Source organism: Moritella sp. F3 (genome assembly GCF_015082335.1).
Lineage (GTDB): Bacteria > Pseudomonadota > Gammaproteobacteria > Enterobacterales > Moritellaceae > Moritella.
Genome location: NZ_BLRL01000191.1, coordinates 1 through 222 on the forward strand (window position 1 = coordinate 1; position 222 = coordinate 222).

Annotated in this window: 1 tRNA gene; it reads left to right on the forward strand. The window is 43.2% G+C overall.

The features are described from left to right. Window position 1 precedes the first annotated feature (1 nt). Window positions 2-77: transfer RNA gene (locus tag JFU56_RS22845), tRNA-Phe, on the forward strand. Window positions 78-222 lie beyond the last annotated feature (145 nt).

A 222-nucleotide genomic window follows, 5' to 3' on the forward strand; every position in this document is an offset into this window, starting at 1 on the left:
TGCCCGAATAGCTCAGTTGGTAGAGCAGAGGATTGAAAATCCTCGTGTCCCTGGTTCAATTCCGGGTTCGGGCACCAAAATTTGGAAAGAATAAAAAAGTGTAATATTGACTTGTTTTTTAAAATGAAGATGATATTATGCGACTCGCATTTAGTGCCGACTTAGCTCAGTAGGTAGAGCAACTGACTTGTAATCAGTAGGTCGCCAGTTCGACTCCGGCAG